The organism is Mesorhizobium kowhaii (assembly GCF_042431665.1).
GTDB classification, from domain to species: Bacteria; Pseudomonadota; Alphaproteobacteria; order Rhizobiales; family Rhizobiaceae; genus Mesorhizobium; species Mesorhizobium kowhaii.
In genome coordinates, this window is record NZ_JBHLYT010000053.1 from 408,522 (window position 1) to 433,406 (window position 24,885).

24 protein-coding genes are annotated in these 24,885 nt (G+C 64.0%); 16 read left to right on the forward strand and 8 right to left on the reverse strand.

The genetic code is table 11. The features are described 5' to 3' along the window. Positions 1 to 3: 3 nt before the first annotated feature. Genes ACFFNA_RS29355 through ACFFNA_RS29370 form a run of 4 tightly spaced genes read right to left on the reverse strand, consistent with a single transcriptional unit; the run spans position 4 to position 4,350 of the window. Positions 4 to 660, reverse strand: a complete 657-nt coding sequence (locus tag ACFFNA_RS29355; RefSeq protein WP_378923368.1) for a GntR family transcriptional regulator — start codon at positions 658 to 660, stop codon at positions 4 to 6. Between the two features lie 16 nt (positions 661 to 676). Beyond that, positions 677 to 1,993 carry an aspartate aminotransferase family protein gene (locus ACFFNA_RS29360; protein WP_378923369.1) on the reverse strand — a complete coding sequence of 439 codons (1,317 nt, stop codon included), beginning with the start codon at positions 1,991 to 1,993 and terminating at the stop codon, positions 677 to 679. Then, positions 1,994 to 3,052, reverse strand: a complete 1,059-nt coding sequence (locus tag ACFFNA_RS29365; RefSeq protein ID WP_378923370.1) for a phosphotransferase — start codon at positions 3,050 to 3,052, stop codon at positions 1,994 to 1,996. Further along, positions 3,049 to 4,350 (reverse strand): ArgE/DapE family deacylase, encoded by a 1,302-nt coding sequence (locus tag ACFFNA_RS29370; RefSeq protein WP_378923371.1) that lies wholly within the window; start codon positions 4,348 to 4,350, stop codon positions 3,049 to 3,051. The genes ACFFNA_RS29365 and ACFFNA_RS29370 overlap by 4 nt, the downstream gene beginning before the upstream one ends. A 181-nt stretch (positions 4,351 to 4,531) precedes the next feature. On the opposite strand from ACFFNA_RS29370, the gene ACFFNA_RS29375 reads away from it, so the two are divergent. From ACFFNA_RS29375 to ACFFNA_RS29410, 8 genes are all read left to right on the forward strand, one after another. After that, positions 4,532 to 5,200 (forward strand): GNAT family N-acetyltransferase, encoded by a 669-nt coding sequence (locus ACFFNA_RS29375; protein WP_378923372.1) that lies wholly within the window; start codon positions 4,532 to 4,534, stop codon positions 5,198 to 5,200. Further along, positions 5,201 to 7,915 carry a winged helix-turn-helix domain-containing protein gene (locus tag ACFFNA_RS29380; protein WP_378923373.1) on the forward strand — a complete coding sequence of 905 codons (2,715 nt, stop codon included), beginning with the start codon at positions 5,201 to 5,203 and terminating at the stop codon, positions 7,913 to 7,915. It begins immediately after the preceding gene. A gap of 83 nt (positions 7,916 to 7,998) precedes the next feature. Continuing rightward, entirely contained in the window at positions 7,999 to 9,120 is a 1,122-nt protein-coding gene (locus ACFFNA_RS29385; RefSeq protein ID WP_378923374.1) for a histone deacetylase-like amidohydrolase, read from the forward strand. Next, a complete protein-coding gene (urtB, locus tag ACFFNA_RS29390; RefSeq protein ID WP_245446204.1) occupies positions 9,065 to 9,982 on the forward strand; it encodes an urea ABC transporter permease subunit UrtB in 918 nt (305 codons plus the stop codon). Before ACFFNA_RS29385 ends, urtB begins: the two co-directional genes overlap by 56 nt. Next, entirely contained in the window at positions 9,979 to 10,965 is a 987-nt protein-coding gene (locus ACFFNA_RS29395; protein ID WP_378923375.1) for a branched-chain amino acid ABC transporter permease, read from the forward strand. The genes urtB and ACFFNA_RS29395 overlap by 4 nt, the downstream gene beginning before the upstream one ends. Further along, positions 10,962 to 11,666, forward strand: coding sequence for an ATP-binding cassette domain-containing protein (locus ACFFNA_RS29400; protein WP_378923376.1), 705 nt, complete (start codon positions 10,962 to 10,964; stop codon positions 11,664 to 11,666). The genes ACFFNA_RS29395 and ACFFNA_RS29400 overlap by 4 nt, the downstream gene beginning before the upstream one ends. A 2-nt stretch (positions 11,667 to 11,668) precedes the next feature. Then, a complete protein-coding gene (locus ACFFNA_RS29405) occupies positions 11,669 to 12,370 on the forward strand; it encodes an ABC transporter ATP-binding protein (protein ID WP_378923377.1) in 702 nt (233 codons plus the stop codon). 81 nt (positions 12,371 to 12,451) lie between these two features. Next, the gene (locus ACFFNA_RS29410) at positions 12,452 to 13,621 is read left to right on the forward strand and encodes a substrate-binding protein (RefSeq protein ID WP_378923378.1); all 1,170 of its coding nucleotides are present in this window, start codon (positions 12,452 to 12,454) and stop codon (positions 13,619 to 13,621) included. A gap of 72 nt (positions 13,622 to 13,693) precedes the next feature. On the opposite strand, the gene ACFFNA_RS29415 is transcribed toward ACFFNA_RS29410, so the two are convergent. Beyond that, a complete protein-coding gene (locus ACFFNA_RS29415) occupies positions 13,694 to 14,596 on the reverse strand; it encodes a LysR family transcriptional regulator (protein WP_378923379.1) in 903 nt (300 codons plus the stop codon). Positions 14,597 to 14,692: 96 nt separating this feature from the next. On the opposite strand from ACFFNA_RS29415, the gene ACFFNA_RS29420 reads away from it, so the two are divergent. The 3 genes from ACFFNA_RS29420 to ACFFNA_RS29430 all read left to right on the forward strand — a co-directional run bounded on the left by ACFFNA_RS29420 (position 14,693) and on the right by ACFFNA_RS29430 (position 17,380). After that, positions 14,693 to 15,682: a zinc-dependent alcohol dehydrogenase family protein gene (locus ACFFNA_RS29420; protein ID WP_378923380.1), complete on the forward strand. Its 990-nt coding sequence runs from the start codon at positions 14,693 to 14,695 to the stop codon at positions 15,680 to 15,682. A gap of 318 nt (positions 15,683 to 16,000) precedes the next feature. Next, complete coding sequence (locus ACFFNA_RS29425) at positions 16,001 to 16,300, forward strand: TFIIB-type zinc ribbon-containing protein (RefSeq protein WP_378923381.1); 300 nt, start codon at positions 16,001 to 16,003, stop codon at positions 16,298 to 16,300. Positions 16,301 to 16,372: 72 nt separating this feature from the next. Further along, a complete protein-coding gene (locus tag ACFFNA_RS29430) occupies positions 16,373 to 17,380 on the forward strand; it encodes a Tim44 domain-containing protein (RefSeq protein ID WP_378923382.1) in 1,008 nt (335 codons plus the stop codon). Between the two features lie 56 nt (positions 17,381 to 17,436). On the opposite strand, the gene ACFFNA_RS29435 is transcribed toward ACFFNA_RS29430, so the two are convergent. Continuing rightward, positions 17,437 to 17,571: a hypothetical protein gene (locus tag ACFFNA_RS29435; RefSeq protein ID WP_281004986.1), complete on the reverse strand. Its 135-nt coding sequence runs from the start codon at positions 17,569 to 17,571 to the stop codon at positions 17,437 to 17,439. Between the two features lie 199 nt (positions 17,572 to 17,770). Here ACFFNA_RS29435 and ACFFNA_RS29440 point away from each other — a divergent pair, with 199 nt between their 5' ends. Genes ACFFNA_RS29440 through ACFFNA_RS29450 form a run of 3 tightly spaced genes read left to right on the forward strand, consistent with a single transcriptional unit; the run spans position 17,771 to position 20,657 of the window. Beyond that, positions 17,771 to 18,322, forward strand: coding sequence for a MaoC family dehydratase (locus tag ACFFNA_RS29440; protein ID WP_378923383.1), 552 nt, complete (start codon positions 17,771 to 17,773; stop codon positions 18,320 to 18,322). A gap of 2 nt (positions 18,323 to 18,324) precedes the next feature. Then, positions 18,325 to 19,485, forward strand: a complete 1,161-nt coding sequence (locus ACFFNA_RS29445) for a CaiB/BaiF CoA transferase family protein (protein ID WP_378923384.1) — start codon at positions 18,325 to 18,327, stop codon at positions 19,483 to 19,485. Between the two features lie 32 nt (positions 19,486 to 19,517). Next, positions 19,518 to 20,657, forward strand: coding sequence for an extracellular solute-binding protein (locus ACFFNA_RS29450; protein ID WP_378923831.1), 1,140 nt, complete (start codon positions 19,518 to 19,520; stop codon positions 20,655 to 20,657). Between the two features lie 10 nt (positions 20,658 to 20,667). Here ACFFNA_RS29450 and ACFFNA_RS29455 read toward each other — a convergent pair whose 3' ends face one another. Together ACFFNA_RS29455 and ACFFNA_RS29460 are read right to left on the reverse strand one after the other, a co-directional pair. Next, a complete protein-coding gene (locus ACFFNA_RS29455) occupies positions 20,668 to 21,507 on the reverse strand; it encodes an amidohydrolase family protein (protein ID WP_378923385.1) in 840 nt (279 codons plus the stop codon). A gap of 64 nt (positions 21,508 to 21,571) precedes the next feature. Next, positions 21,572 to 22,357, reverse strand: a complete 786-nt coding sequence (locus ACFFNA_RS29460; RefSeq protein WP_378923386.1) for an IclR family transcriptional regulator — start codon at positions 22,355 to 22,357, stop codon at positions 21,572 to 21,574. Positions 22,358 to 22,525: 168 nt separating this feature from the next. Between ACFFNA_RS29460 and ACFFNA_RS29465 the strand changes: the two genes are divergently transcribed. Then, complete coding sequence (locus tag ACFFNA_RS29465; protein ID WP_378923387.1) at positions 22,526 to 23,845, forward strand: ABC transporter substrate-binding protein; 1,320 nt, start codon at positions 22,526 to 22,528, stop codon at positions 23,843 to 23,845. A gap of 141 nt (positions 23,846 to 23,986) precedes the next feature. Then, a complete protein-coding gene (locus tag ACFFNA_RS29470; protein WP_378923388.1) occupies positions 23,987 to 24,883 on the forward strand; it encodes a carbohydrate ABC transporter permease in 897 nt (298 codons plus the stop codon). The last annotated feature ends 2 nt before the right edge of the window (positions 24,884 to 24,885 follow it).

Sequence of the window (24,885 nt, forward strand, 5' to 3'; positions counted from 1 at the left end):
CCGTCACGTGGCCGCGCCAAGGTTTGCCGACAAGACAGCGGCCGCTACAGTGATGTCCTCTTCAATGAAAGTCCGGACCGCGGGACCGCCGCGCTGCTCCAGCGCGGCGACGATCTGGCGATGCGCATCGTTCGACTGCGGAACGTAGCGATCGGCCTGCATCAGCAGCTTGAGATACGGCCCTACCCGACCCCAAAGGTCGCGGATCATATTCAAAAGGATCGGCGCGCCGGCATGCTGGTAGATAGCGAAGTGGAAGGCCTCGTTCAGCGCGAGATAGGCCTTTGCGTCACCTGTCTCGATGGCTTGCTGCATGCCAGCGAGCGCGGCCTTGATCTCGACCAGACCACTTTCCGTCATCCGCGACGCGGCCATCTCGCCCGCCAGTCCCTCGACGGCGATGCGGATGCGCGTCAGTTCCTCGAAGGCTGGCGCGGACAGCAAAGGCACGATGACCGAGCGGTTGTTCTGCATCTCGAGCAGCCGCTCGGCGACGAGCCTTTGCAGCGCCTCGCGGATCGGGGTCGTCGATATGCCGAACGTCTCGGCGAGCTTGCGGATGACCAGTGTCTGGCCCGGGCTGAAGCCGCCGGAAATCAATTCCTGCTTGAGCGCGCCATAGGCGCGGTCATTCAGGGTTTGATGTTCGAGCTTCAGCATGCGCGGCCCGCTCCGATCACCAGTTCGACAGTGCGCGATCGAGCGTCTCGGCCAGTTGCTCGGCATTGTCCCTGGCAAAGGGCAGCGGCGGCCTGATCTTCAGCACATTGCCGCGCGGACCGCAGGAGGAGATCAGCACGCCGTCTTCGCGCATGGCTTCGACAACCGCCGATGTCTTGGTGGCGGCCAAGGCCTCGTCGCCCTCCGCCGTCAACTCGACGGCGAAATAGAGGCCGTTGTGCCTGACGTCGGCGACCGCGTCATGCCGGCTCTGCAGGGCGCGCAGCAGCTCGCCCGTATAGGCGCCAACCATGCGCGCATTCTCGATCAGGCCCTCGCCTTCGATCACCTCGAGAACGGCGATGCCGACGGCGGCCGCGACCGGATTGCCGCCGAAGGTGTTGAAGTAACCGGTGTTCGAGCCGAAGGAGGCGACAAGCTGCGGCCGCACGATCACCGCGCCCATCGGATGCCCGTCTCCGATCGGCTTGCCCATCGTGATGATGTCAGGCTCGATGCCATAATTGGCGAAACCCCACATGCCCTGGCCGAGCCGGCCGAAGCCGGACTGAACCTCATCGGCAATGACGATGCCGCCGGCTTTTCTAACGAGGCTTGCTGCCTCGCGCATCACCGCCGCATCGGGAAAGAAGATGCCGTCACTGGAAAACGCGGAGTCGAGAAGCAGTGCGGCCGGACGGACGTTCTGCGCGCGCATGTCGTCGATGGCGGCGGTGACATTCCTGGCGAAATCGCGCGCGGCCCGGCCATGATCGCGGAACGTATCCGGCGCCGCGACAGTGCGGTGCTGCGCGGGCACCGCTTTCACCCCGACCGCGGCCGGAGACAATTGTGCAGTCGCGATCGTGGCGCCATGGTAGGCGAAGTCGGTGATGATCACCCCGGTGCCGCCGCTGGAATGCTGTGCTATGCGGATGGCAAGGTCGTTGGCCTCGCTGCCGGTGCAGGTGAACATGGCGTGGCCGAGATGGGCCGGACAGGTGCCGAGCAACTTCTCGGCGTAATCGAGGATGATCTCGCTGAGATAGCGTGTGTGCGTGTTGAGTGTCGCCGCCTGCCCCGACAGCGCCTCGACGACGCGCGGATGGCAGTGGCCGACCGAGGCGACATTGTTGTAGGCGTCGAGGAATTTTCGGCCCTGGGCATCGTAGAGCCAGACGCCGCTGCCCCGCACCAGATGGATCGGGTTGCGGTAGAAGGCGCGGTAGGTCGGGCCAAGCAGCCTGGCGCGGCGCTCGAGCAGGGCACGCTCTTTTGCCGACGCGCCGGCATCGGCAAAGGCATCTGCAGGCGAGGATTGGGGCACGAGCATCTACTCCGGATTGGAATTGTCGAGAAAATAACGGCGGGCGTCAGTGGACGACAGCTCGTCCAGCCGTTCGAGCGATGCCCAGACTTCGGTGGCGAGCCGCAGGACATAGTCGCGCTTGGCCGGGAAGCGCTCGGCCTGCCAGCTGGCGATGTTGGCGATGAGCGCAAGGCGGGCGCGGATCAGATCGAAGAGGATGCCGACTTCTTCGGCCTCGAGCGGCTGCACCGACTGGTAACCGGCGACGAAGCGCGCCGCCGGCGCCAGTGGATGACCTTCGGCCGGCCAGCGATAGACGGCGCCGATGGCGAGATCGCAGATTAGCGGCGAGTGGATCATGTCGCCAAAGTCGAGAATGCCGCTGACCACTTCCGGCCGCGACGCATCCATCACCACATTGTAGGAGTTCATGTCGTTGTGGACGATCTGCGCGCGCAATTTCGGGATGACCGGCGCTGCATGCTCCTCGAAGGCGTCGATCGCACGCTCGACCATCGCCCGCCGGCTGGGGTCAGCGATGTGCGCCAGCATCGGCCGCGTCTTGGCGACCTTGCGGATATCCCAGAGCAGGTCGCTGCCGGCGGCCGGGTGGAAGAAGCCGCGCAGCGCGCGGCCAAGGCGGGCAAGGAAGATGCCGAGATTGCGATCCTGCGCCGCCGATGTGGGCGAGCGCGAAAGCAGCTGGCCGGGCAGATAGGTGACCAGCCGGACGATGCGCGGCGCCGATCCACCGACGCCGACCGCGAATTGCGCTTCACCTTGCAGGCTTTTGCGCACCGAGGGAACCGGCAAGGTCGGGTCGACCGCAAGGATGTGATCGAGCGCCTTGTTCTGGAAGTCGGTGAAGCCGGCCTCTTCCGCCGGATGCGAGATTTTGAGGACGAACTCACCCTCACCGTCCGTCTGGATGTGGAAGTTGTGGTCGCGTTCGCCCGGCAACGGACGCGCGGTGCCGGTGAGCCCGTAGTGCCGGCGCAGGATGGCCAGCGCATCGGCTGTCGAGACGTCAGGCGCATCCTCGGCCAGTGTGTCGCCGAAAGCGTCAGGCACAGCCGCGTTCATCGCCTGGCCTCGGGATCGATGGGTTCGAGGCCGCACCAGTCAGCGATGAACAGCGCGATTGTCTGGGTGACCTTGCGCACGGAGTCCAGATCGACGGCCTCGTCATAGCCATGCGGCATGCGGCAGATCGGGCCATAGACGATCGCCGGCGTGTCGGCATAGAGGCCAAAGAAGCGCGCATCGGTCGTCGCCGAGGTGACGTGTTCCTTCAACGGCTCGCCCCAGACAGCGGTATGGCTGCGGCGCAGCACGGCTTCCATCTCGTCCGCCCCTTGCAGCACATAGCCCTCGGCCATGAAGCCATTGTAGGTGAGGCGCGGCGGGCGGTTGGCCAGGAACGGGTCGGCGCGCGCCGCATCGGCGATGCAGGCCTCGATTTCGACCCGGGCATCCCTTAGCTTCTGGCTGGGATAGGTCGCGACCCGCATCTCGAAGACACAGCGCGCCGGAACGCTCGATGTCCACTCGCCACCTTCGATCTTGCCGAGATTGAAGCGGATCGGGTGCGGGTGGTCGCAAAAATGCGGGTCATCGACCTTGCGCGCATTCCAGACGATTTCGAGCTGCTTCAGCGCCTGGATGATGGCGAATGCCTTTTCGATGGCATTGGCGCCGGCGGAAAAAGCCCCTGACGCGTGCTGCGGATCACCGTCGACCTCAACCCTGAACCAGATCGGCCCGACCTGCGCCCGCATCAGCCTTGGTTCCAACGGCTCGGGGATGAAGGCGGCATCGGCGCGATAGCCGCGCTGCAGGCAGGCGAGCGCGCCATTGCCGGTGCACTCTTCCTCGACCACCGACTGCAGGAACAATTTCGCGGCCGGCTGATAGCCGAGGCTGCGCAATGCCGTCAGTGCATAGAGACAGGCTGACAGGCCAGCCTTCATGTCGCCGGCGCCGCGGCCGTGCATCCAGCCATCCTCGATCGCCGGATCGTAGGGATCACGCGCCCAGCGGTCGTGCGGTCCTGTCGGCACGACATCGATATGGCCGTTGAGGATCAGCGAGCGGCCGGTCGCGTTTCTCGGCGTATGAGTGGCAACGACATTGAAGGCGTCATCGTAGGAAACCGCCACAGGTGAAAAACCTGGCAGGTCGCGAATTGCATCGACATCGACGCGCCACATGTCGACCGCATAGCCGTCAGCCTCATAGGCGGCCGCCATGAACGATTGCGCCGCGTGTTCCTCGCCGCGCTGCGAGGGAAAGCGCACGAGATCGGCCAGGAACGCGACCTGTCGCGCGAAGCCGTCGTCGACCGCGCTGAGAATGGCCTCGTCAGCAATCCGCTCAGGCATCATATTTCACTTCCGTTCGAATGGTGTATCATATCTCATATGCCATTTCTGTGAAATGCAAGAGGCAGCGGCGCCAAAAAATCCGATCCACGCCCAGCCGCCTCTGGTCAGTTCATTCGCGCTGTTGGCATCAGCGGCCGCAAGCCGATACTGCTATCGGGCAGACACCAAGAGGAATGCGTTGATCACCGAAGATACGATGCCCGCCGAAATCACCGATCTTGCCATTGGCTACCGGCGCCTGCCGGCGGGCAAGCTCGCCAATGCCGTGACGTGGATGGAGGCGCGCGCGCCGCAGCCCGCTCTCGCAAAACCCTTGGCCATGACCCGCATCACCATGCCCGACTGCGCTTCGTATCGGGCGATGTTCCAGGAGATCGGCGCGCCCTGGCTGTGGGACCGCGTGTCCGAAATGTCCGACGCCGAGATAACGGATCACTTCGCCGATCCGCGCCAGCATCTCTACTACGGTTACGATGAAAGCGGCGTGCATCTCGGCATGGTCGAATTCTTCGTCGCCGACAGCAGCGAGATCGAGATCACCTATTTCGGCCTGTTCCCCTCATTGACTGGCCGCGGTTTCGGCAAGCGGCTGATGGCCGGGGCGCTCGAGCTGGCATGGCGCCTCGCTCCGAGCCGCATCTGGCTGCACACAAGCAGCTTCGATCATCACAGCGTCATCGGTTTCTACAGCGCCTGCGGTTTCGTGCCCTTCGCGACCGGTTTTGAAATCGTCGACGATCCCCGGATAAAGGGAACCTTGCCGCGCAATGCCGCGCCGCAGATTCCGCTGATCGAAGCCGAGTGGCACCCCTGTAATCCGGAGAACCGCCAGGTTGCGCGAGCCTAGATGAGAACAGCTCCGCAACCCACTCCGCACGCGTCGCCGCATCACCGCCGATGGGTCCGTCGCGAGACCATCCTGTCGACGCTGAAGCGGCATATCGATACCCGCATCGTGCTGTTCGCCGCGGCCGCCGGCTTCGGCAAGTCGACGACGATGGCGCAATGGGCTGCGGAAGTCGCGCGCCTCGGCCGGCTGACCGCATGGCTGTCCTGCGAGGTATCAGACAATGACGAAGGCGCCTTCCTGTCGCATCTGGTGGGAGCGCTGCGCCACCTCGTGCAGAGCCCGGCGGAACTCGACCTCGCCTTCCAGTCGAGCCCGATCCCGCAGTTGGATGTGGTGCTCGCCGCGCTGGTGGCGGGGTTGGCGGCGCGCGACGCCGACATCACCTTGTTCTTCGACGACTACCACGCCATCGAAGCGCCGGCGGTGAAGCGGTTCATGGAACGCCTGACACGGCAGGCGCCGGCAAACGTCGCCTTCGTCATCGGCTCGCGCAGCCTGCCCGACCTGCAGCTCGGCAAGCTCAGGGTGCTGGGCGACGTCTGCGAAATCGGCCCCGACGATTTGCGCTTCGCCTCCTCCGAAGCGGAGGCCTTCTTTAACGACAAGCTGGGCTTGAGCGTCAGCAGTAGCACTGTAGCGACCTTGTGTTCGCGGACCGAAGGATGGGCCGCCGGCCTGCAGCTCGCCTCGCTGTCGCTCGGTGCTGCGCATGCGCCCGAAACTGTCATCGGCAATTTCACCGGCGCCAACCGCAACGTTGCCGACTTCCTGATGGGGGAAGTGTTTTTGGAACTGCCGCCGGCGATCGCAAAATTCCTGCTCTACAGTTCGATCTTCGAACGCTTCAGCGCCGAGGCCTGCCGGGCGGTGATGCGGGCGGCGGATGCCGAGGCGGCGATCACCGAAATCGAGACGCGCAACCTGTTCCTGGTGCCGCTTGACGAGGAGCGGCGCTGGTTCCGCTATCATCATCTGTTCCGCGACTTCCTTAGCCGCGAGATGGAACGGCGCGAACCTGAGATGATCGCACCGCTGCACTTAGCGGCTGCCGAATGGTTTGGCGAACGCAAGATGCTGACCGAGGCGATCAGGCATGCGCTCGCCGCCGGCGACCAGGCCCGCGCGGCGGTGTTCGTCGAGAACAACGCGCTCGACCTCATCGCCCAGTGCCAGCTTCTCTATGTGCGTCAGTTGCTGGCGCTGCTGCCCAAAAAGCTGATCGACCAGCGCATCCGGCTGCAGCTTGTCGTGTTGTGGCTTGCGGTACACAGCAGCCAACCCGAGCTTGCCCAACAGACGCTGAGCAATGCGCGCAAGCTGGTCGAGACCGGGCCGGCTGACAGCAATGACCCCGGCACGCTGACCGGCACCACGATCGAGGCCGAACTCGTGGTGCTCGCCGCCGCCGTGCACAGCACGCTCGAGCAATTCGATCAGGCGCGCGACACGGCACTCGCGGCCCTGCGCGTCATCGCACCCGATGCCTGGTTCATGGAAGGCGCGACGGCCAATGTCATCGGCTACAATCTTTATGCGCTGGGCGACCTCGACGGCGCACGCGCGGCGGTGGACGCGGCGCGCAAGGCGCATGAGCGAAGCGGCAGCCTGCTCGGCGTCACCATTGCCAATTGCTACATGGCCGTAATCGAGCGCTCGGCCGGTCGCTTGCCCGCCGCCGAACGGCTGCTGCGCGACGCAATCGCCGAGGCCAGGGCGCGGATCGGCCCGAATTCCTACGCCGAAGCGCTGGCCGGCACGCTGCTTGCCGAACTCGCTTACGAGACCAATGCGTCGGGCGAGGCGCTGACGCTGGTCGAGAATCTCGGGCCATTGATCGAGGGGGCGGCGGTCATCGTCTATCCGCTCGCCAGCGTGCCGACCTATGCCCGCGTGCTGCAGCTGACCGGCCGCACGGAGGCCGCGCTCGATATGCTGGAGCGCGTCTACCAACGTGTGCGCGGCTCCGTGTACCGTCGTCTCGCCTCGGTGCTCGTGCATGATCGCGTCAGGCTGCTGCTCGACCAGAACCGCAGCGCCGAGGCGCGCGCCTTGTTGAATGAGCATCGCAGCGAACGGGCCGAGACCACTCCCACTGTCGCCAACGAATTCGAGTTCTTCGCCGAGGGCAGACTGCTGACGGCGGAGAAATTCTATGCCGCGGCCGCCGGTATCTTCGACGCGCTTCTGGAGCGAACGAAAGACAGCGGGCGCATGCGCCGCCATATCCTGGCGCTGATCCTGCGCGCCAAGAGTGCCGGCCCTGACCCACACGAGGCCGACCGCTATCTGCTCGAGGCGCTGCGTCTCGCTCAACCCTCTGGCTTCATCCGCTCCTTCGTCGATGAGGGAAGACCCGTTATCGAAGGATTGGCGCGGCTGCGTGCGGCTCAGACACAGACCGATCCGGCGCTGTCAGCCTATGCCACCCGCATCATCAATGCCGCGCAGACGACGCCTGTGGCGACGCGCAAGCCGGCCACGCCAGCCGCCGAGAAGGAACACCTCACCCAGCGCGAGGCCGAGCTGCTGCGCTATCTCACCGAAGGCATGTCCAACCGCGATATCGCGCTTGCCCTGTCGGTCAGCGAAACGACGGTGAAGTGGCATCTCAAAAACATTTTCGGCAAGCTGGCGGTGAGCAACCGGGTCCAGGCCGTGCGTGCCGCGCAAGGCTCCGCAAACCTCCATACCCCTCCGAAAGGAGGGGCATAGATAACTGGCACAACCCCTCTTTCGGGTCGGGCCATGTCATCGTTAGCCTGCTAGCGTCACCTGGTTTTTAGAGGACGCTGCGGATGGCGACAGGCTACGTTTTTCACGAACAGCTGATGTGGCATGACACCGGCTCCAGCGCCGACATGATGCCTCCCGGCCGTTTTGTGGAACCTGGCCGGCATCTGGAATCGCCCGGCTCGAAGCGTCGGCTGAACAACCTGATCCAGGTCAGCGGCCTGTCGCGCCACCTCGTGCCGATCATTCCCGAGCCGGTCTCGGTCGAGGACCTGCTGCGCGTGCATACGCAACGCCATGTCGACGATATCAGAATGCTCAGTGAGCGCGGTTCCGGCTTCGCCGGCCCGCAGGCACCGATCGGCCTCAACAGTTTCGACATCGCCCTGCTGTCGGCCGGCACCACCTATGCCGCCATGCGCGCCGTGCTGACCGGCCGGGTCGACAACGCCTATGCGCTGGCGCGGCCGCCGGGGCACCATGCCGAGCCAGACCAGGCGATGGGCAATTGCCTGTTCTCCAACATCGGCGTGTCCGTGCGCCGGCTGCAGCATGAAGGCTTGCTTGGCCGCGCGGCGGTGGTTGATTGGGACGTGCATCACGGCAACGGCACCGAGACGGTGTTTTATTCCGACCCGTCGGTGCTGACCATGTCCGTACATCAGGACAATCTCTATCCGACCGGGCGCGGTGCGCTGGCCGACAACGGCAAAGGCGCCGGCGAAGGCTACAACATCAACATCCCGTTGCCGGCGGGCAGCGGCACCGGCGCCTATGAATTGGCTTTCGACCGCGTCATCGCCCCTGCGCTGCGCGCCTTCAAGCCGGACCTCGTCATCGTCGCTTCCGGTTTCGACGCATCGGGTTTCGACCCGCTCGGCCGCATGATGCTCAACAGCGAGTGCTTCCGGCGCCTTGCCGCACGCATGGTGGCGCTGGCCGCGGAGACGTCGAACGGACGCCTGATCATGAGCCATGAGGGCGGCTATTCCGAAGGTTATGTGCCGTTCTGCGGCCATGCCGTCATCGAGACGCTGGCCAATCATCGTACCGAAGTGGTCGACCCGCTGTCGGACCATATCGACGAATGGGCCGGGCAGAATCTGCAGCCGCATCAGGCCGATGTGATCGATGCCGCCGAAGGCCTGCTCGCCGGCCTGCGCCAACGCATCGCCGGCGCGGCCTGACGCGATGGATTTTGTCGTCACCACGCTCCTCAATGCGCTGACGCTGATCAGCATCCTGATGCTGGTCGGCCTCGGGCTGGCGATCAGCTTCGGACTGATGAACGTGACCAATCTGGCGCATGGCGAGTTCGTCACCGTCGGCGCCTTCGCGGTCTATTTCGTCCAGAGCATGGGCGGTTCCTTCTGGCTGGGGCTGGCCGCTGCGCCCATCGCCGGCGCGGTTGTCGGCTGCATCCTCGAGTTCGCCATCATCCGCCATCTCTATTCGCGGCCGGTCTCGACCGTGCTCGCCACCTGGGGCGTCAGCCTGATCCTGCAGCAAGGGCTGGAACTGACCTTCGGTCTCGGCGCCAAGCCGGTGACACCGCCGATCGAAGGCACGCTCGATCTCGTCTTCACCGTCTATCCGGCCTACCGGCTGATCCTGATCGCCATCGCCGCGCTGACCCTGCTCGGCGTCGTCCTGCTGATCAGCCGAACGTCCTTCGGCCTCGATATCCGCACCGTCATCCAGAACCGTGAAATGGCCGAGGGCGTCGGCATCAACACGCGGCGCACCTATGCCATCGCCTTCACCTTCGGCGCGGCAATCGCGGGCCTCGCCGGCGGACTGGTCGCGCCGCTGGCGATCGTACTGCCGCAGATGGGGGTGAACTATCTCGCCAATGCCTTCTTCGTCGTCATCGTTGGCGGCGTCGGCTCGATCGGCGGCCTCGTCGCCGGCAGTGTTTTCGTCGGCGGTCTGACGAGTGTTCTGAACTACCAGATATCGCCATCGCTGGCGCAAGCGATCGTGCTGCTGGCGGCCATCGTCGCCGTGCGGCTGCGGCCCAACGGCCTGTTCAACGGGGCGTCGCGATGATCGCCCGGGACCGCAACTGGCTGCTGATCTTCGTCGTCTGCGTGGCGCTGGCTATCCTCTATCCGTTCATTGCCGACGGCTATCAGCTGACGGTGATCCGCGACGCACTGATCTTCGGCCTGTTCGCGGCAAGCCTCGACTTCTTCTGGGGTCGCACCGGCATTCTGTGTTTCGGCCACGCCGCCTTTTTCGGCATTGGCGGCTACATCATGGCGCTGGTCACGCTCAACGACGCCATCCCCTTTGCCAGCCTGCTCGGCCTTGCCGGCGCGGTCGCTGGCGCGGCTTTCGTCGCTGCGATCATCGGTTACTTCCTGTTCTTCGGCGGCATCCGTGGCAGCTATTTCACCATCGTCACGCTGGCGATGGGCGTCATCTGTCAGCAGGCGGCGGTCTCTTGGAGCTCGGTCACCGGCGGCGACAGCGGGCTGATCGGCATTCCGCCGATCGAGTTCGATGTTGCCGGGCTGCATGTCGATCTCAGCCAGGACCTGCCCTCCTATATCTTCGTCTCGGCCATCGTTGCGGTGGCCGTGCTGGCGTTGTGGTCGATCAGCCGCGGGCGCTGGGGCACGGTGCTCACCGCCATCCAGGACAATGAGGTCCGGGCGGCAGCACTTGGCCACAACGCACCCTTGCGGCTGCTCGTCACCTTCGTCCTGTCCGCGGCCATCGCCGGACTTGCCGGCGCCCTCTATGTCTGCATGGCGGGGCTGGTGGCGCCGGACCTTTCCGGGCTGCTTCTGTCGACGGAAGTCATCGTCTGGGTGGCTGTCGGCGGGCGCGGCACGCTGCTTGGTCCGGTGCTCGGCGCCATCTTCATCCAGCGGGCGCAGCAGACGATCAGCAGCTTCAACCCGAGCCTGTGGCCGCTGTTGCTCGGCTGTGTCTTCGTCGTCATCGTCTTCGTCTTACCGGACGGCATCCTGTCGATCTACGCGCGGCTGAAGAGCCTGTTCAAAGGCCGGAGGCGCGCGCAATGAGCGACGTCCTGCTCCAGGCCGAAAATGTCGGTATCCGCTTTGGCGGGCTGCAGGCGCTGGAAGCGCTTGATCTCACCGTGCGCGACAAGGAGCTTTGCTGCATCATCGGGCCGAACGGCGCCGGCAAAAGCACGTTCCTTAACGTGCTGACCGGCACGCTGCGCCCGACCAGCGGCAGCGTGCGCTTTCTCGGCCGCGATATAGCCGGCCTGCCGCTGCACCGCATCGCCCGGCTCGGCATCGCCCGCAAGTTCCAGATCCCGTCGGTCTTCCCCAGCCTGTCGGTGGAGGACAATCTGAAGGTGGCGCGGTGGGGCGCGCCCTCACCGGTCCGCCCGGTCGCTGAGTTGCTGGAGCTGGTTGCGCTCACCAATCGTGCCGCCACACTGGCCGGCGAACTCGCGCACGGCCAGAAGCAATGGCTGGAGATCGGCATGGCGCTGGCGATCGAGCCGCGGCTGCTCCTGCTCGACGAGCCGACCGCCGGTATGACGCCACAGGAGACACTGGCGACGGCCGAGATGCTGCTGCGGCTCAAGGGCGAGTTCTCGATCGTCGCGGTCGAGCATGACATCCGCTTCGTGCGGGCGCTGAACTGCGAAACACTGGTGCTGCATCAGGGGCGCCGGCTGCGCAGCGGTCCTTTCCATGACATCGAGACCGACGAGATGGTCCGCGACGTCTATCTGGGGAGGCGCTGACCATGCTGCGGACACTAGCGGTCTCGGCTGGCTACGGCCTGCTTCCGGTGCTGAACGGCATCGACCTCAGCGTCGCACCGGGCGAAGTCGTCGGCATGCTCGGCCGCAACGGCGCCGGCAAGACGACGCTGCTGCGCGTCATCGCTGGCGCCTTGCGGGCAAGTGGCGGCGCCGTGGTTCTCGGCGACCAGGACCTCACCAATGCTCCGGCCTTCCGCCGGGCGCGGGCCGGCATCGCGCATGTGCCGCAGGGTCGCGGCATCTTCAACCAGCTGACCGTGCGGCAGAATCTGGAAGTCGGCACCCGCGCCGCCAAGGAGCGTGGCGACGGCGGCATTCCGACCGACATCTTCGGCTATTTCCCGATCCTGCGCGAACGCGAAGCGCAGGTCGCCGGAACGCTCTCGGGTGGCCAGCAGCAGATGCTGGCGATCGGCCGCGCGCTGTGCGGCCTGCCATCGGTGCTGCTGCTTGACGAACCCTCGGAAGGCATCCAGCCGAACATCGTACAGTCGATCGCCGAGCTGGTGCCGCGCATCGCCCGCGAACGCGGCATCGCGATCGTTCTCGTCGAGCAGAATCTCGATCTCGTTCTCAAGGCGGCGGACCGCTGCCTGGTGATGGAGAAGGGCAGGATCGTGCACGAAGGCGCGCCGGAGGCGTTCGCCGACGAGACCCTGCTCAAGGATTTGTTGGCTTTATAAGGCGCGCCTGAAGCGCGCCTGGGACCTGTTGGCTTTGTAAGGCGTGCATGGGGCGCGCCTGGACTGGAAGGGAACACAAAAATGATAAGCAGAAGAACTGTTCTGAAATCGGGCGGCGCCGCGGCCGCCTTCGCCATGGTCGGCGCTCCGTCGATCCTGCGTGCCGCCGACACCGTCAAGGTCGGACTGTCGATCCCGATCACCGGGCTGCAGGCGATCCTCGGCGAGACGCTGCTCAATTGCTACAAGCTGGCCGCCGCCGAACTCAACGCCGCCAATGGCATTGGCGGCCGCCAGGTCGAATTGTTCATCGAGGACAACCAGACCACGACCAAGGGCGCGATCGACAAGGCACGCAAGCTCATCAACGAAGACAAGGTCGACGTGATCATGGGCACGATCATCTCGCCCGAGCGTAGTGCTACGCTGTCGGTGACTTCGAAGGCCAAGAAGCTGTTCTTCTACCCGACCAATTTCGAGGGCGGCGAATGCAACCGCTACTTCGTCGCCACCGGCCCGATCCCGATGCAGCAGGTCGACCCGATGATGCCGTGGGTGGCCGAGAACCTCGGCAAGACGATCTATGTCATGGCCTCCGACTATGCCTGGCCGCAGAAGATGACCGAAGCGATCACGGCGGCCTATGAGAAGGCCGGCGGCAAGATCATCGGCGCCGACTATTATCCGTTCGGCACCACGGATTTCGGTCCGGCCTTCCAGAAGATCAAGTCGCTGAAGCCCGATGTCGTCTGGTCGATGGTGGTGGGCAACGACGCCGTCACCCAGCTCAAGCAGTATCGCAGCTTCGACATCAAGCAGCCGCTGATCGCACCGCTCGACGAGGTCTTCAACAAGGATGCACTGCCGGCCGGCGTGGCTGCAGGCACCTACGCGCCACAGCCCTACTGGATGGCGCTCGACAACCCGGTCAACAAGAAGTTCATCTCGAGCTTCCGCGAAAAGTTCGGCCAGGAGAAGATGGTCAACGGCATTGGCGAGGCCGGCTACAACGGCCTGCACCTCTACGCGCTGGCCGCCGAGAAGGCCGGATCGCTGAAGGACGACGATGTGCTGGCGGCGTTGCCATCGATCGAGTTCGATGCGCCGCAAGGCAAGATCCGCGTCGACGCCACCAACAACCACACGCTCTGCCATTCCTATGTCGGCAAGGCGGCGGCAGATGGCATCGGCTACGAGATCGCTAGGGATTTCGGCGTCATCGCACCGGTGACGCCTTACTGCAAACTGTAGCGAACTAGCTGCGCAGCTCAGGCACCGCAACGTGGCCTGAGCCGCGCAGAACTTCCGATGGCACCGCTGCGGTTAGGCCATCGATTTCGGCAAGGCAGCCGCAAGCGCATCGACGGCAAGCCGGACCTTCAACGGCAGATGCGGTGTCTGCAGCCAAAGCGCATAACAGTCGTAGAGATATCGCGGCTGATCCGGCAACAGTGCCGCCAGCGCGCCGGCCTCGATGCGCTCGCGAACCAGCCAATAGGGCAACCAGGCAAGGCCCATGCCTTCGACCGCGGCATCGGCGATGGCATCGAGATCGTCGAGCCGCAGCCGGCCGGTCGGCATGATCTCCTGCGCGGTTTGCCCCTCGCGGACGAACAGCCACGGCTGAACGACCTGGCCAAGCCGGCGGTAGACGATGGCCTGATGGTCGGCGAGATCCTCGATCTGCCGGGGTTCGCCGTGGCGCTGGAGATAAGAGGGTGCAGCGCAGACGACCATGCCCTGGCGCGCGACGCGGCGCGCGATCACTCCGGCCTTGTCGTCCAGGGCACCGGTCCGGATGGCAAGATCGTAGCCGTCCTCGGCGAGATCGGCGAAGCGATCATTGAGCGATAGGTCGAGTTCCAGCATTGGATATTGCCGTGCCAGCCGCAGCAGCACGGGTGTCACGCAATGGCGACCGAAATGCGCCGGCATGGTGACGCGCAGTTTTCCCCGCGGTTCGGTGAACTGGTCGGCGGCGAGCGCATCGGCCGCGTCGGCCTCGGCCAGCACGACCCGGCAGCGTTCATAGTAGGCGCGGCCGAAGTCGGTCAGGCTCTGCCGGCGCGTCGTCCGGTTGAGCAGCCGCACGCCCAGCCGTTCCTCGAGAAACCGGACATGCTTGCCGACCATCGGTCCGGACAGATCGAGCGCGATTGCCGCGGCCGCGAACGAGCCGAGGTCGACCGCCTTGACGAACACGGCCATGCTCTCAAGCCGATCCATATTCGGAACTCCTGGTTTTTACTGTTCTATCTGGACTTATTGCCGATAATCTTGTCTGCATAGCTCATTCGGTTCAAATAATTTGGAGTAGACCGAATGGCACGTCTTGTTCGCTTTCATCAGCATGGTGGCCCCGAGGTGCTGCGCGTCGAGAATGTCGAGCTTCCCCGACCGGGTCCGGGCGAAGTTCAAATCCGCGTCAAGGCGCTCGGCCTCAATCGCGCCGAGGCGTTGTTGCGCGCGGGTGCCTATATCGAGACGCCGACGCTGCCTTCGGGGCTTGGCCTCGAAGCGGCTGGTATCATCGAGGCGGTGGGCGAAGGCGTGAAGAACTTCGCGCCAGGCGACAGCGTCAGTGTCATCCCGCCACAATCGATGATCCGCTGGCCCGCCTATGGCGAGCTTGCAACTTATCCTGCCGGGCTCGTCGTCAAGCACCCGCCCTCGCTCGACTGGCCAACGGCGGCGGCCGTCTGGATGCAGTATCTCACCGCCTATGGAGCGCTGATCGATATCGCTAGGCTGCACAGCGGAGATGCCGTCGTGATCACCGCGGCATCGAGCGGTGTCGGGCTTGCCGCGATCCAGATCGCCAACAGGATCGGCGCGACAGCGATTGCGGTGACGCGGACATCGGCGAAGAAGCAGGCCCTGCTCGACGCCGGCGCGGCTTATGTCGTGGCCTCGGCGGAGGAGGATCTGGCGGCACGGCTGAACGAGATCGCCGGGCCGCAAGGCGTGCGCGTCGTGTTCGATGCGATCGGCGGGCCGATCTTCGAGCCGTTGACGGCGGCGATGTCGCGGGGCGGCATTCTCATCGAATATGGCGGCCTCAGCCGCGAGCCGACGCCGTTCCCGCTGTCCGTCGTGCTGGCCAAGACGCTGACGCTGCGCGGCTATCTCGTCCACGAGATCACCGGCAACACGGCGAAGCTGGAGGCAGCAAAGGCCTTCATCCTCGAAGGCCTGGAGACCGGCGCGCTGAGGCCGATCATCGACAGAACTTTCCCGTTCGAGCAGATCGTCGAGGCGCATCGCTTTCTGGAATCGAACGAGCAGTTCGGCAAAATCGTTGTGACGGTTTGAGCGCCAACCTTCCCCGTCATCAGCTCAGGCATCAGACCGCCGCGCTCAAGACACGATCATGTTGCGTGGCGGCACTCCGGCCGAATATGCCGGCCCCAGCCGCACTCCGACAAGACCAAAGCCTGCGATGGCGAAACAAATCATTCTTGCAGGCAACATCACCCTTGAAGGCGCGGCTCTGCATTCCTAGTTGTTGCATGCGGGCCGGGCCCCTCTGACTATCGCTTTTGGGCGATTGTGATGTCGGACCGCTGTAACGGGCCCGTTTCCATCCTTTTCGGTCAAGCGGGCTCATTCCTTTTCGGTTCGGAGCCCCGCATGACATCTTCCCTCCTTGGTTTGGTTTGCCCCTCCTGCCGCGTCGCGCTCGTGATGAGCGAACGCCAGGGTATCGAGATCGATTACTGTCCGCAGTGCCGCGGCGTCTGGCTTGATCGAGGGGAACTCGACAAAATAATCGAGCGTTCCGGCAGGGACGCGGCGCCCGCACCGCAACCTCACCCGGCAGCATTCTCCCAGCCGCAACATGGACAGGGCGGCGGCGACGATTATCCCCGTTCGCAGAACCACCGCTATCCGAAGCGGAAGAAATCATTCTTCGAAGAGTTGTTCGATTGACCGCATGACGCCCGGTATCCGGGCGCCGTTTGCTGAAAACTTCCGAAACCGCATCGATAAAGGTCCATCCCGATGATTTCCCGCACGAGCCGATTTGCAGCCCTCTTTGCAGGACTGTTCCTAGCATTCTCCATGGTCGCGATGGATCATGCCGAGGCTCGTCGCGGCGGCAGTTTCGGCAGTCGTGGCACGCGCACGTTCCAATCGGCACCGCCGACCAGAACGGCACCAGCGCCGACCGCTCCGGTCGAGCGTTCCATGACGCCCAACACCGGCGTGAACACTTCGGCCCGGCAGCCGCAGGCCGGCCTGCAGAGGCCCGGCTTCATGAGCGGCTTCGGTGGAACGATGATGCGCGGCCTGCTGCTCGGCGGCCTGATCGGCCTGCTCGTTGGCCAAGGCTTCGGCGGCTTGGCCGGCATGTTCGGTTTCCTGCTTCAGGCCCTGCTCATAGGTGGCGCAATCATGCTGGCCATTCGCTTCTTCCGGTCGCAATCCGCGCGTGGTCCTGCCCCTGCGCTCGCCGGCGCCGGCTATGCCCAAGCTTCCAATGCCCAAGGTTCGAAATTTGAGAATCTCGCAACGGCACAGCAGCAGACGGACACTCAACGCTCCTTCACAATTCCCGGCTTTGGCGGCGGTTCGGGCGGAGGCTCCCCGGCCACCGGTTCTGATGAGATCACGCTGGCCCAGACCGACCTCGACGCATTCCAGCAGCTGTTGACTGATGTCCAGGAAGCATTCGGGCGCGAAGACCATGCCGCTCTGCGCCGGGCGGTGACCCCCGAGATGGTGTCCTATCTGTCCGAAGAGTTGGCCGAAAATGCCCAGAAAGGTCTTAGGAACGAGGTGTCGGACGTCACTTTGCTACAGGCCGACATCGCGGAAAGCTGGCGCGAGGATGACCGCGATTACGCCACGGCCGCATTGCGCTACGAGTCTCGTGACGTGACGCGCGAACGGGCCAGCGGCAAGGTCGTCGAGGGCGACGATGATCATCCGACAGAGACGACCGAGCTGTGGACATTCATGCGTGAGAATGGCTCGAGCTGGAAGCTGTCGGCAATACAACAGGCTTGAGCCCGGCCAGTTTTGTCCGAGGCTTCGATGCAGATGTGATGGGTGGTTGCGGGCGTTCAGCGCACGATCTTGACGCACATCGGCGTCGCTTCGTCGAAGCTGTAGACACCGAGACCGACGCCGCGCGCGCCCTGAAAATACGGCGCCTCACGGTTCAGGCTGCCGACGAAGACCAGACAGGCATTGCCCATGTTTTCCTCCCCTGCCCGCCGGCGCTGCGGCGCGCGGGAACGGCCAAAATTTCGCCTGTTCACGCTTGCAACGCAACCCCATATGTGAAAATACTATTTACAAAAGAAGATTGACGGGAGGAGACGTCGTGCTTTCAGGCGCTTTGATGCGTGTTCAAACGGTTGCCGGGAACCTCCTGCGGGACATGCGGAGCCGGCCATGAACGACTTCGCGCCCACCGTTGGCGTCGCCTCGACGCACCCCAGAAATATGCCTGAGGAGCACGCCGCGCTGCCGGTTTGGAACGCCGAGAACTGGTTTTACGAGGACTGGCCGGTCGGTCAGAAGATCCGCTCGCTGCGCCGCACCATGGCGGAGGGCGACAGCCACCTGTTCAACACGCTGGTGCTCGACATCCACCCCTATGTGCAGGACCAGATGTTTGCCGAGACCGAAGGCATTTTCGGCAAGCGGCTGATCGCCGGCGCTTTCGTCTTTTCTGCTGGCCTGGGACTGGTCGCCACCAATTGTATCAATGCCTTTTCCTATGGCTACGACAGGCTGCGTTTCATAAAGCCTGTCTTCATTGGCGATACGATCTATTCGATCCGCTCCAACCTCGACAAGAAGCCCCGCTACAAGGAGATGGGGCTGATCCGCGCCAGCTACGAGGTGTTCAAGGGCGAAGGCGAACTCGTTCTCTACTGCGAGCATCTGCAGACGGTGAAGTACCGCAACCCTACCGACTTCGTCGGCAAGACGGAGAAATAACGATGCCGGCAGTAGCCGAATTGCCGCTCGCCGGTCTCGTCGTCGTCGACATGAGCCAGTTCCTGTCCGGGCCTTATTGCTCGCTCAGGCTGCTCGATCTCGGCGCCCGCGTCATCAAGATCGAGCGTCCGGATGGCGGCGACCTGTCGCGCCGGCTCTATCTCAGCGACACCGAGATCGGTGGCGACTCGACGATCTTCCATGCCATCAACCGGGCCAAGGAGAGTTTTGCTATCGACCTCAAGAACGAGGCCGATCTCAAGGTGCTGCGCGGGCTTCTGGCCAAGGCCGACGTGCTGATCCAGAATTTCCGGCCGGGCGTCATCGAGCGGCTGGCCCTCGACTACGAGGCCGTCCGCAAGATCAACCCGCGGCTGGTCTATGCCTCGATCAGCGGCTATGGCGAGGACGGTCCCTGGGTCAAGCGGCCCGGTCAAGACCTCCTGGCGCAGTCGCGCTCAGGCGTGATGTGGCTGAACGGCGATGAGGACCAGGGGCCGGTGCCATTCGGCCTTGCCATCGGCGACATGCTGGCGGGCGCTGCCTGCGCGCAAGGCATCCTGGCGGCGCTGGTGCGGCGCGGCATCACCGGCCAGGGAAGCCATATCGAAACCAGCCTGCTCGAAGCGCTGGTCGACTTCCAGTTCGAGGTGCTGACCACGCATCTCAATGATGGCCGCCGCTTGCCCCGGCGCTCCAGCTTCCGGAGTGCTCATGCCTATCTGTCGGCGCCTTATGGCGTGTATGCCGCCAAGGACGGTTATCTCGCCATCGCCATGACGCCGATCCCCAAGCTGGCCGACCTGCTGTCGCTTGGCGAACTGGCGCCCTATCGCGACAGGCCGGCGTCGTGGTTCACGGCGCGCGACGACATCAAGGCGATCATCGCGCAAAGGATCGCCACCAAGACCATCGACGAGTGGCTGGCCATTCTCGAGCCGGCCGACATCTGGTGCGCCAAGGTGCTGACCTGGCCGGAGATGCTGGCAAGCGAAGGGTTCCAGTCGCTCGACATGCTGCAGACGGTGACGCGCGAGGACGACGTGTCGATCCTGACCACCAGCTCGCCGCTCAGGGTCGATGGTATCAGGGCCAAGGTCGACCGGGCAGCACCGCGGATCGGCGAGCACAGTGCGGCAATCCGTGAGGAGTTCGGGCTGTGAGCGTGCGCACGCTCGTGCCCACCCTCAGGGGCATGACCTGGAGCCATCCGCGCGGCTACGATCCGATGGTCGCCTGTTCGTCGCTCTGGCAGCAGAAGACCGGCGTTGCGATCGAATGGGACAAGCGCTCGCTGCAGGATTTCGAGTCCTTCTCGGTCGAGGAACTGGCGCGGGCCTATGACCTTATCGTCATCGACCATCCGCATGTCGGCCAGATCACAGCGGAGGGCTGCCTCGAGCCGCTCGATGTCGCCGGCCGCGAGGCGGAGCGCACAGCCCTTGCCTCAGGCAGCGTCGGCCAGTCCTATCCGAGCTACAGCTGGCAGGGACGGCAATGGGCGTTTCCGATCGATGCGGCCAGCCAAGTCCAGGCATGGCGGCCGGATGCGCTCGATGCGCCGCCGGCGCGCTGGAGCGACGTGCTCGATCTCGCCCGGCAAGGCCGCGTGCTGTTGCCGCTGCGCCCGCCCCACTCACTGATGGTGTTCTACACGCTTGCCGGCAATCTCGGACACTCGTGCGCGACCGATCCGTCCCGCGATCTCATCGACATTGCGACCGGCGGCGAAGTCTTCGAGGCGATGCGCGAGATCGCGGCACTGGTCGACGCGGCCTGCTTCGAGATGGATCCAATCGCCGTTTCGGAACGTATGGCAGAAGCCGATTCCAAAATCGTCTGCGCGCCGCTGATCTACGGTTATGTCTCCTATGCGGTGACGGGTTTTCGGGTGAACCGACTGGCCTTTGCCGACATCCCGGTCATCGGTGCCAGTGGCCTCATCGGTTCGGCGCTTGGTGGCACCGGCATAGCGGTTTCAGCCTTCTCCAAGGCAAAAGATGCAGCGATCGACTTCGCCTACTGGGTCGCCAGTGGCGATGTCCAGCGCGGTACGTATGCCGCCGCCGGCGGCCAACCAGGCCATACCGCGGCTTGGGAAGACGAGGCCGTCAATGCCGCGACCGGCAACTTTTATCGCGATACGCGCGCGACGCTGGAGGGCGCATGGGTGCGACCGCGCCACGATGGCTCCATGGCGTTCCAGCAAGCGGCGTCCGATCGCATTATCGCCGGCCTGACTTCCAGGCATCGGGCTGGCCAGGTCGTTGCCGATCTCAATCGCCTGTTCCGGGAGAGTGTTCCGGCGCCCGGCGCTGCCTGTGGAGGAGCCTGAACGAAACCGGCTAATCGAGCTGCCACAACTTGCTGGCATTCGCGGACAAGAGCCTGTCGCGTTCATCGACGCTGCAACCTGACAGCAGCGCATGGGTCGCCGCCACCCAGGTCGAGAGGCCGCCGCCGAGCGTGCAGACCGGCCAGTCGCTGCCCCAGACGACGCGGTCCCAGCCGAACGCACCGATGGTGTGTTCGACATAAGGCCGCAGTGTCTCGGCCGTCCAACTGCCGGGCTCGGCATAGGCGACGACACCGGAGACCTTGGCCGTGACATTCGGGCGGCGCGCGATCTCGCTCATGTGTTCGCGCCATGGATGTTCGCCATTGCCCTTGATGTCGGGGACGCCGCAATGGTCGAGCACGAACTGGACATCGGGCGCCAGATCGGCAAGCTCGATCACCTTGGGAATCTGGTGCGGCAGGACGACGAGATCGAAGCTCAGGCCGGTGCCGCCAAGCCGCTTGATGTTGTCCCGGAACAGTGCGCCTTCCGAAAGATCGTCGGGCACGACATGAAGCACGCGGCGGAACCCTTTGACGAACGGCCTTGCGCGCTGGCGTTCGAGATAGGCTGCAAAATCTGCTTCTTCAGGCCGGCAGGACGCAATCGCCCCGGCCAGCATGCTGCCAGGCTGCCGCGACAGCCCTTCGACACGGGTGGTCTCGGCCTCGATGTCGCCCGGGTCGACGTCGACCTCCATGTGCAGCACGCGCCCGACGCCGACGCGGTGGGCCTCCATTGCATATTCGTCGTAGGAAAAATCGCGGTTGAGCGCCGGCACGCCGGCGAGCCAGGGATAGCGCAAGGCCGAGCGATTGATGAGATGCAGATGGGTGTCGATGATCATGGTCGCCCCTCCTCCGGGCTTTTTCAAATCATCTCACGGAGGAATTCTTCATTCAAATAAGAATTTACGTGGATGAGCCGACCGCCGATCCGGCCAGATGCGACAGCTTTTCGGCCGTGACCAGCAACAACTCGATGGTCCTGGTGATGTCCGGCGCGGAGGGCGCGTTGACGACGGTGATGTAGGGAATCGACAGCGCCGCAATGGCCTTGCCATCGGAACTGCGCACCGGGGCCGACAGGTTGAAGACACCGGCGGTCTGCATCGAAGCCATCATCTCGTAGCCGCGGTCGCGGATCTGGTCGAGGCGGGCGAAGAACTCGGCCGACTGCGCCGTCTTGTCGGTGCTGCGGACATGTTCCGATATCATCATCTGCCGCTCTTCCTGTGAACGGAAGGCGAGCAGCACATGTCCCGAGCCGGTGTCGAACAGGCTGATGTGGGAGCCGACGCGGATCGAGATGCCCCAGTAGTTCGGCGCCTCCTGCTGGCCGATGACGACGGCGGAACCGCGATCAAAAACAACAAGTTGGTTGGCCTGCTGCGATGTCTCGGCCAGTTCGCGCATCAGCGGCGTGGCATAGGAAACCAGCCGCCGCACTGGGGCGTGCAATTGCGCCAGACCGAAGAGCTTCAGCGTCAATGAATAGCGATCGCCATCCAGCCTGGTGACGTAGCCGCGCCGCACCAGCCGGTCGAGCATGCGGTAGAATTCATTGGGGCTGCGGTCGAGTTTCTTGGCGATTTCGGCCTGCGTCAGGCCGCCGTCGACGCCGGCCAGCAGTTCGAGGATGTCGAGCCCCTTATCGAGCGCCGGCGCGCGATAGCGCTCGTCTTCGCTGTCGTCCATGGCTCATCTCTCCAGTGAATTCGATTCTTCATATACGCAGGAACGCGGCCGGCGGAAACAAATTTCGTCTTGACGTATCCGTGAATGTTTTGTTTGTATATGAATGTAGCACTTCTTGTCATCAGACGAGTTGCGGTCGCCGCTGAGGCGCACCAAGGGAGGATACCAATGAACAGACTGCTTTCCGGCGTGTCCGCCGGCGCATTGTTGCTTGCATTCGGTGCAGGCACGGCCCTTGCCGGCGACCTGCCCGGCAAGTTCGAAGGCGTCACCATCGACGCCAAGCTGATCGGCGGCCAGCAATATGAAAAGCTCTATGAGCGCATCCCCGAATGGGAGAAGCTGACCGGCGCCAAGGTCAACATCCTGACCAAGAAAAACGGCTTCGACATCGACAAGGAGCTCAAATCCGACATCGCCTCGGGCAGCACCAACTGGTGCGTCGGCTGGAACCATTCGTCGTTCGCGCCGCAGTACACCAGCCTCTACACCGACCTCAGCAAGCTCTTGCCCAAGGAAGAGATCGACGCCTTCGTGCCTTCGACGATCAAGGCGGCAACCATCGACGGCAAGCTGGAGATGCTGCCGCGCGCGCAGTTCGACGTTTCGGCGCTCTATTACCAGAAGAGCCTGTACGAGAACGCCGACAACAAGACCAAGTTCACGGCGAAATACGGCTATGACCTGGTGCCGCCGGACACCTGGAAGGAGGTCACCGACCAGGCCGAGTTCTTCGCCAACCCACCCAATTTCTACGGCACGCAGTTCGCCGGCAAGGAAGAGGCGATCAACGGCCGCTTCTACGAGATGGTGGTCGCCGAAGGCGGCGAATATCTCGACAAGGACGGCAAGCCGGTCTTCAACTCTGAGGCCGGCATCAGGGCGCTCGACTGGTTCGTCAACCTCTACAAGGCCAAGGCCGTGCCGGCCGGAACGACCAACTATCTCTGGGACGATCTCGGCCAGGGCTTTGCCTCCGGCACGGTCGCCATCAACCTCGACTGGCCGGGCTGGGCCGGCTTCTTCAACGATCCGAAGTCGTCGAAGGTCGCCGGCAATGTCGGCGTCAAGGTTGCGCCGAAGGGCTCGTCGGGCAAGCGCACCGGCTGGTCCGGTTTCCACGGTTTCTCGGTGACCGAGAACTGCCCCAACAAGGAGGCCGCGGCTTCCCTGGTGTGGTGGCTGACCAACGAGGACAGCCAGAAGCTCGAGGCGGCCGCTGGTCCGCTGCCGACCCGCACGGCGGTGTGGGACTGGGACCTGCAGCAGGCGGCAAACGACCCTTACAAGAAGGAGGTTCTTGCCGCCTTCCAGGAAGAAGCCAAGCACGCCTTTGCCGTGCCGCAGACGCCTGAGTGGATCGAGATTTCGAACGCCGTCTATCCCGAACTGCAGGCGGCTATCCTTGGCGACAAGACGTCCAAGCAGGCTTTGGATGAAGCCGCCGCCAAGGCGACGCAAATCCTCGAAGACGCCGGCAAGCTCTAGAAACTACTCCCAAGGCTGCCTCCCCCATCAGGAATGGGGGAGGCGATCGCGCCTTGCGCCATGAGGGCAGCCGAGGATTCACGATCGTCCTTAGCTGCTCCTGGCTCCATTACTCAGTTCACTTTACCTGACAGGATCCTGATGAAGGGCTTCAAGCCATCTGCGCCATTCCTGCTGCTGCTTCCGGCCATGATCGTGCTGGCGGCGGTGGTCGTGGTGCCGCTGCTTTTGTCCCTCTATTCCAGCTTCACGCCGTTCCGCCTGACGCGGCCCGAGACATTTTTCGTCTTCATCGGCTTCAGGAACTATCTTGCGATCCTGTCCAACACCGATTTCTGGTGGGCGTTCGGTCGCACGGTGCTGCTGCTGACGATCGCGCTCAATCTCGAAATGCTGCTTGGCCTCGGCCTCGCCATGCTGGTCGAGAAGGCGACGCGCGGCCAGCGCATCCTGCGCACGCTGATGATGTTTCCGATGATGTTCTCGCCGATCCTCGTCGGTTTCCAGTTCAAATTCATGTTCAACGACAATATCGGCCTGGTGAACAATGCCTTGCAGTCACTCGGCATCACGCAAGACGCCATACCTTGGCTGATCGAGAGCCACCTCGCCTTCATCGCCATTTCGATCGCCGAAATCTGGTCGTCGACGGCGATCTTCGCCATCCTGATCCTCGCCGGCTTGCTCGCCATGCCCAAGGAGCCGATCGAGGCGGCACGCGTCGACGGCTGCACGCCCTGGCAGACATTCCGTTATGTGACGTGGCCGTTCGTCATGCCCTTCGCCTATATCGCCATGACCATCCGCTCGCTGGACGTGGCGCGCGCCTACGACATCGTCAAGATCATGACCGATGGCGGACCGGCGGGCCGCACGGAACTTCTTTGGACGCTGGTGGCGCGCACCGCCTATAGCGACGGGCGCATGGGCATGGCCAACGCCATGGCCTATGTCTCGATCCTGCTGTCGATCGCCTTCACCGTCTACTTCTTCAACAAGCTCGCCGCGGCGCGCACGCAGATCGGTGCTGAGTGGTGAGA

Coding starts and splice junctions, on each gene's coding strand:
- ACFFNA_RS29460 (WP_378923386.1), bottom strand. CDS start 22,357: ATGGACGACAGCGAAGACGAGCGCTATCGCGCGCCGGCGCTCGATAAG.
- ACFFNA_RS29455 (WP_378923385.1), bottom strand. CDS start 21,507: ATGATCATCGACACCCATCTGCATCTCATCAATCGCTCGGCCTTGCGC.
- ACFFNA_RS29435 (WP_281004986.1), bottom strand. CDS start 17,571: ATGGGCAATGCCTGTCTGGTCTTCGTCGGCAGCCTGAACCGTGAGGCG.
- ACFFNA_RS29410 (WP_378923378.1), top strand. CDS start 12,452: ATGATAAGCAGAAGAACTGTTCTGAAATCGGGCGGCGCCGCGGCCGCC.
- ACFFNA_RS29430 (WP_378923382.1), top strand. CDS start 16,373: ATGATTTCCCGCACGAGCCGATTTGCAGCCCTCTTTGCAGGACTGTTC.
- ACFFNA_RS29355 (WP_378923368.1), bottom strand. CDS start 660: ATGCTGAAGCTCGAACATCAAACCCTGAATGACCGCGCCTATGGCGCG.
- ACFFNA_RS29420 (WP_378923380.1), top strand. CDS start 14,693: ATGGCACGTCTTGTTCGCTTTCATCAGCATGGTGGCCCCGAGGTGCTG.
- ACFFNA_RS29450 (WP_378923831.1), top strand. CDS start 19,518: ATGACCTGGAGCCATCCGCGCGGCTACGATCCGATGGTCGCCTGTTCG.
- ACFFNA_RS29370 (WP_378923371.1), bottom strand. CDS start 4,350: ATGCCTGAGCGGATTGCTGACGAGGCCATTCTCAGCGCGGTCGACGAC.
- ACFFNA_RS29380 (WP_378923373.1), top strand. CDS start 5,201: ATGAGAACAGCTCCGCAACCCACTCCGCACGCGTCGCCGCATCACCGC.
- ACFFNA_RS29400 (WP_378923376.1), top strand. CDS start 10,962: ATGAGCGACGTCCTGCTCCAGGCCGAAAATGTCGGTATCCGCTTTGGC.
- ACFFNA_RS29365 (WP_378923370.1), bottom strand. CDS start 3,052: ATGAACGCGGCTGTGCCTGACGCTTTCGGCGACACACTGGCCGAGGAT.
- ACFFNA_RS29395 (WP_378923375.1), top strand. CDS start 9,979: ATGATCGCCCGGGACCGCAACTGGCTGCTGATCTTCGTCGTCTGCGTG.
- ACFFNA_RS29405 (WP_378923377.1), top strand. CDS start 11,669: ATGCTGCGGACACTAGCGGTCTCGGCTGGCTACGGCCTGCTTCCGGTG.
- ACFFNA_RS29385 (WP_378923374.1), top strand. CDS start 7,999: ATGGCGACAGGCTACGTTTTTCACGAACAGCTGATGTGGCATGACACC.
- ACFFNA_RS29470 (WP_378923388.1), top strand. CDS start 23,987: ATGAAGGGCTTCAAGCCATCTGCGCCATTCCTGCTGCTGCTTCCGGCC.
- ACFFNA_RS29465 (WP_378923387.1), top strand. CDS start 22,526: ATGAACAGACTGCTTTCCGGCGTGTCCGCCGGCGCATTGTTGCTTGCA.
- urtB (WP_245446204.1), top strand. CDS start 9,065: ATGCCGCCGAAGGCCTGCTCGCCGGCCTGCGCCAACGCATCGCCGGCG.
- ACFFNA_RS29440 (WP_378923383.1), top strand. CDS start 17,771: ATGAACGACTTCGCGCCCACCGTTGGCGTCGCCTCGACGCACCCCAGA.
- ACFFNA_RS29425 (WP_378923381.1), top strand. CDS start 16,001: ATGACATCTTCCCTCCTTGGTTTGGTTTGCCCCTCCTGCCGCGTCGCG.
- ACFFNA_RS29415 (WP_378923379.1), bottom strand. CDS start 14,596: ATGGATCGGCTTGAGAGCATGGCCGTGTTCGTCAAGGCGGTCGACCTC.
- ACFFNA_RS29360 (WP_378923369.1), bottom strand. CDS start 1,993: ATGCTCGTGCCCCAATCCTCGCCTGCAGATGCCTTTGCCGATGCCGGC.
- ACFFNA_RS29445 (WP_378923384.1), top strand. CDS start 18,325: ATGCCGGCAGTAGCCGAATTGCCGCTCGCCGGTCTCGTCGTCGTCGAC.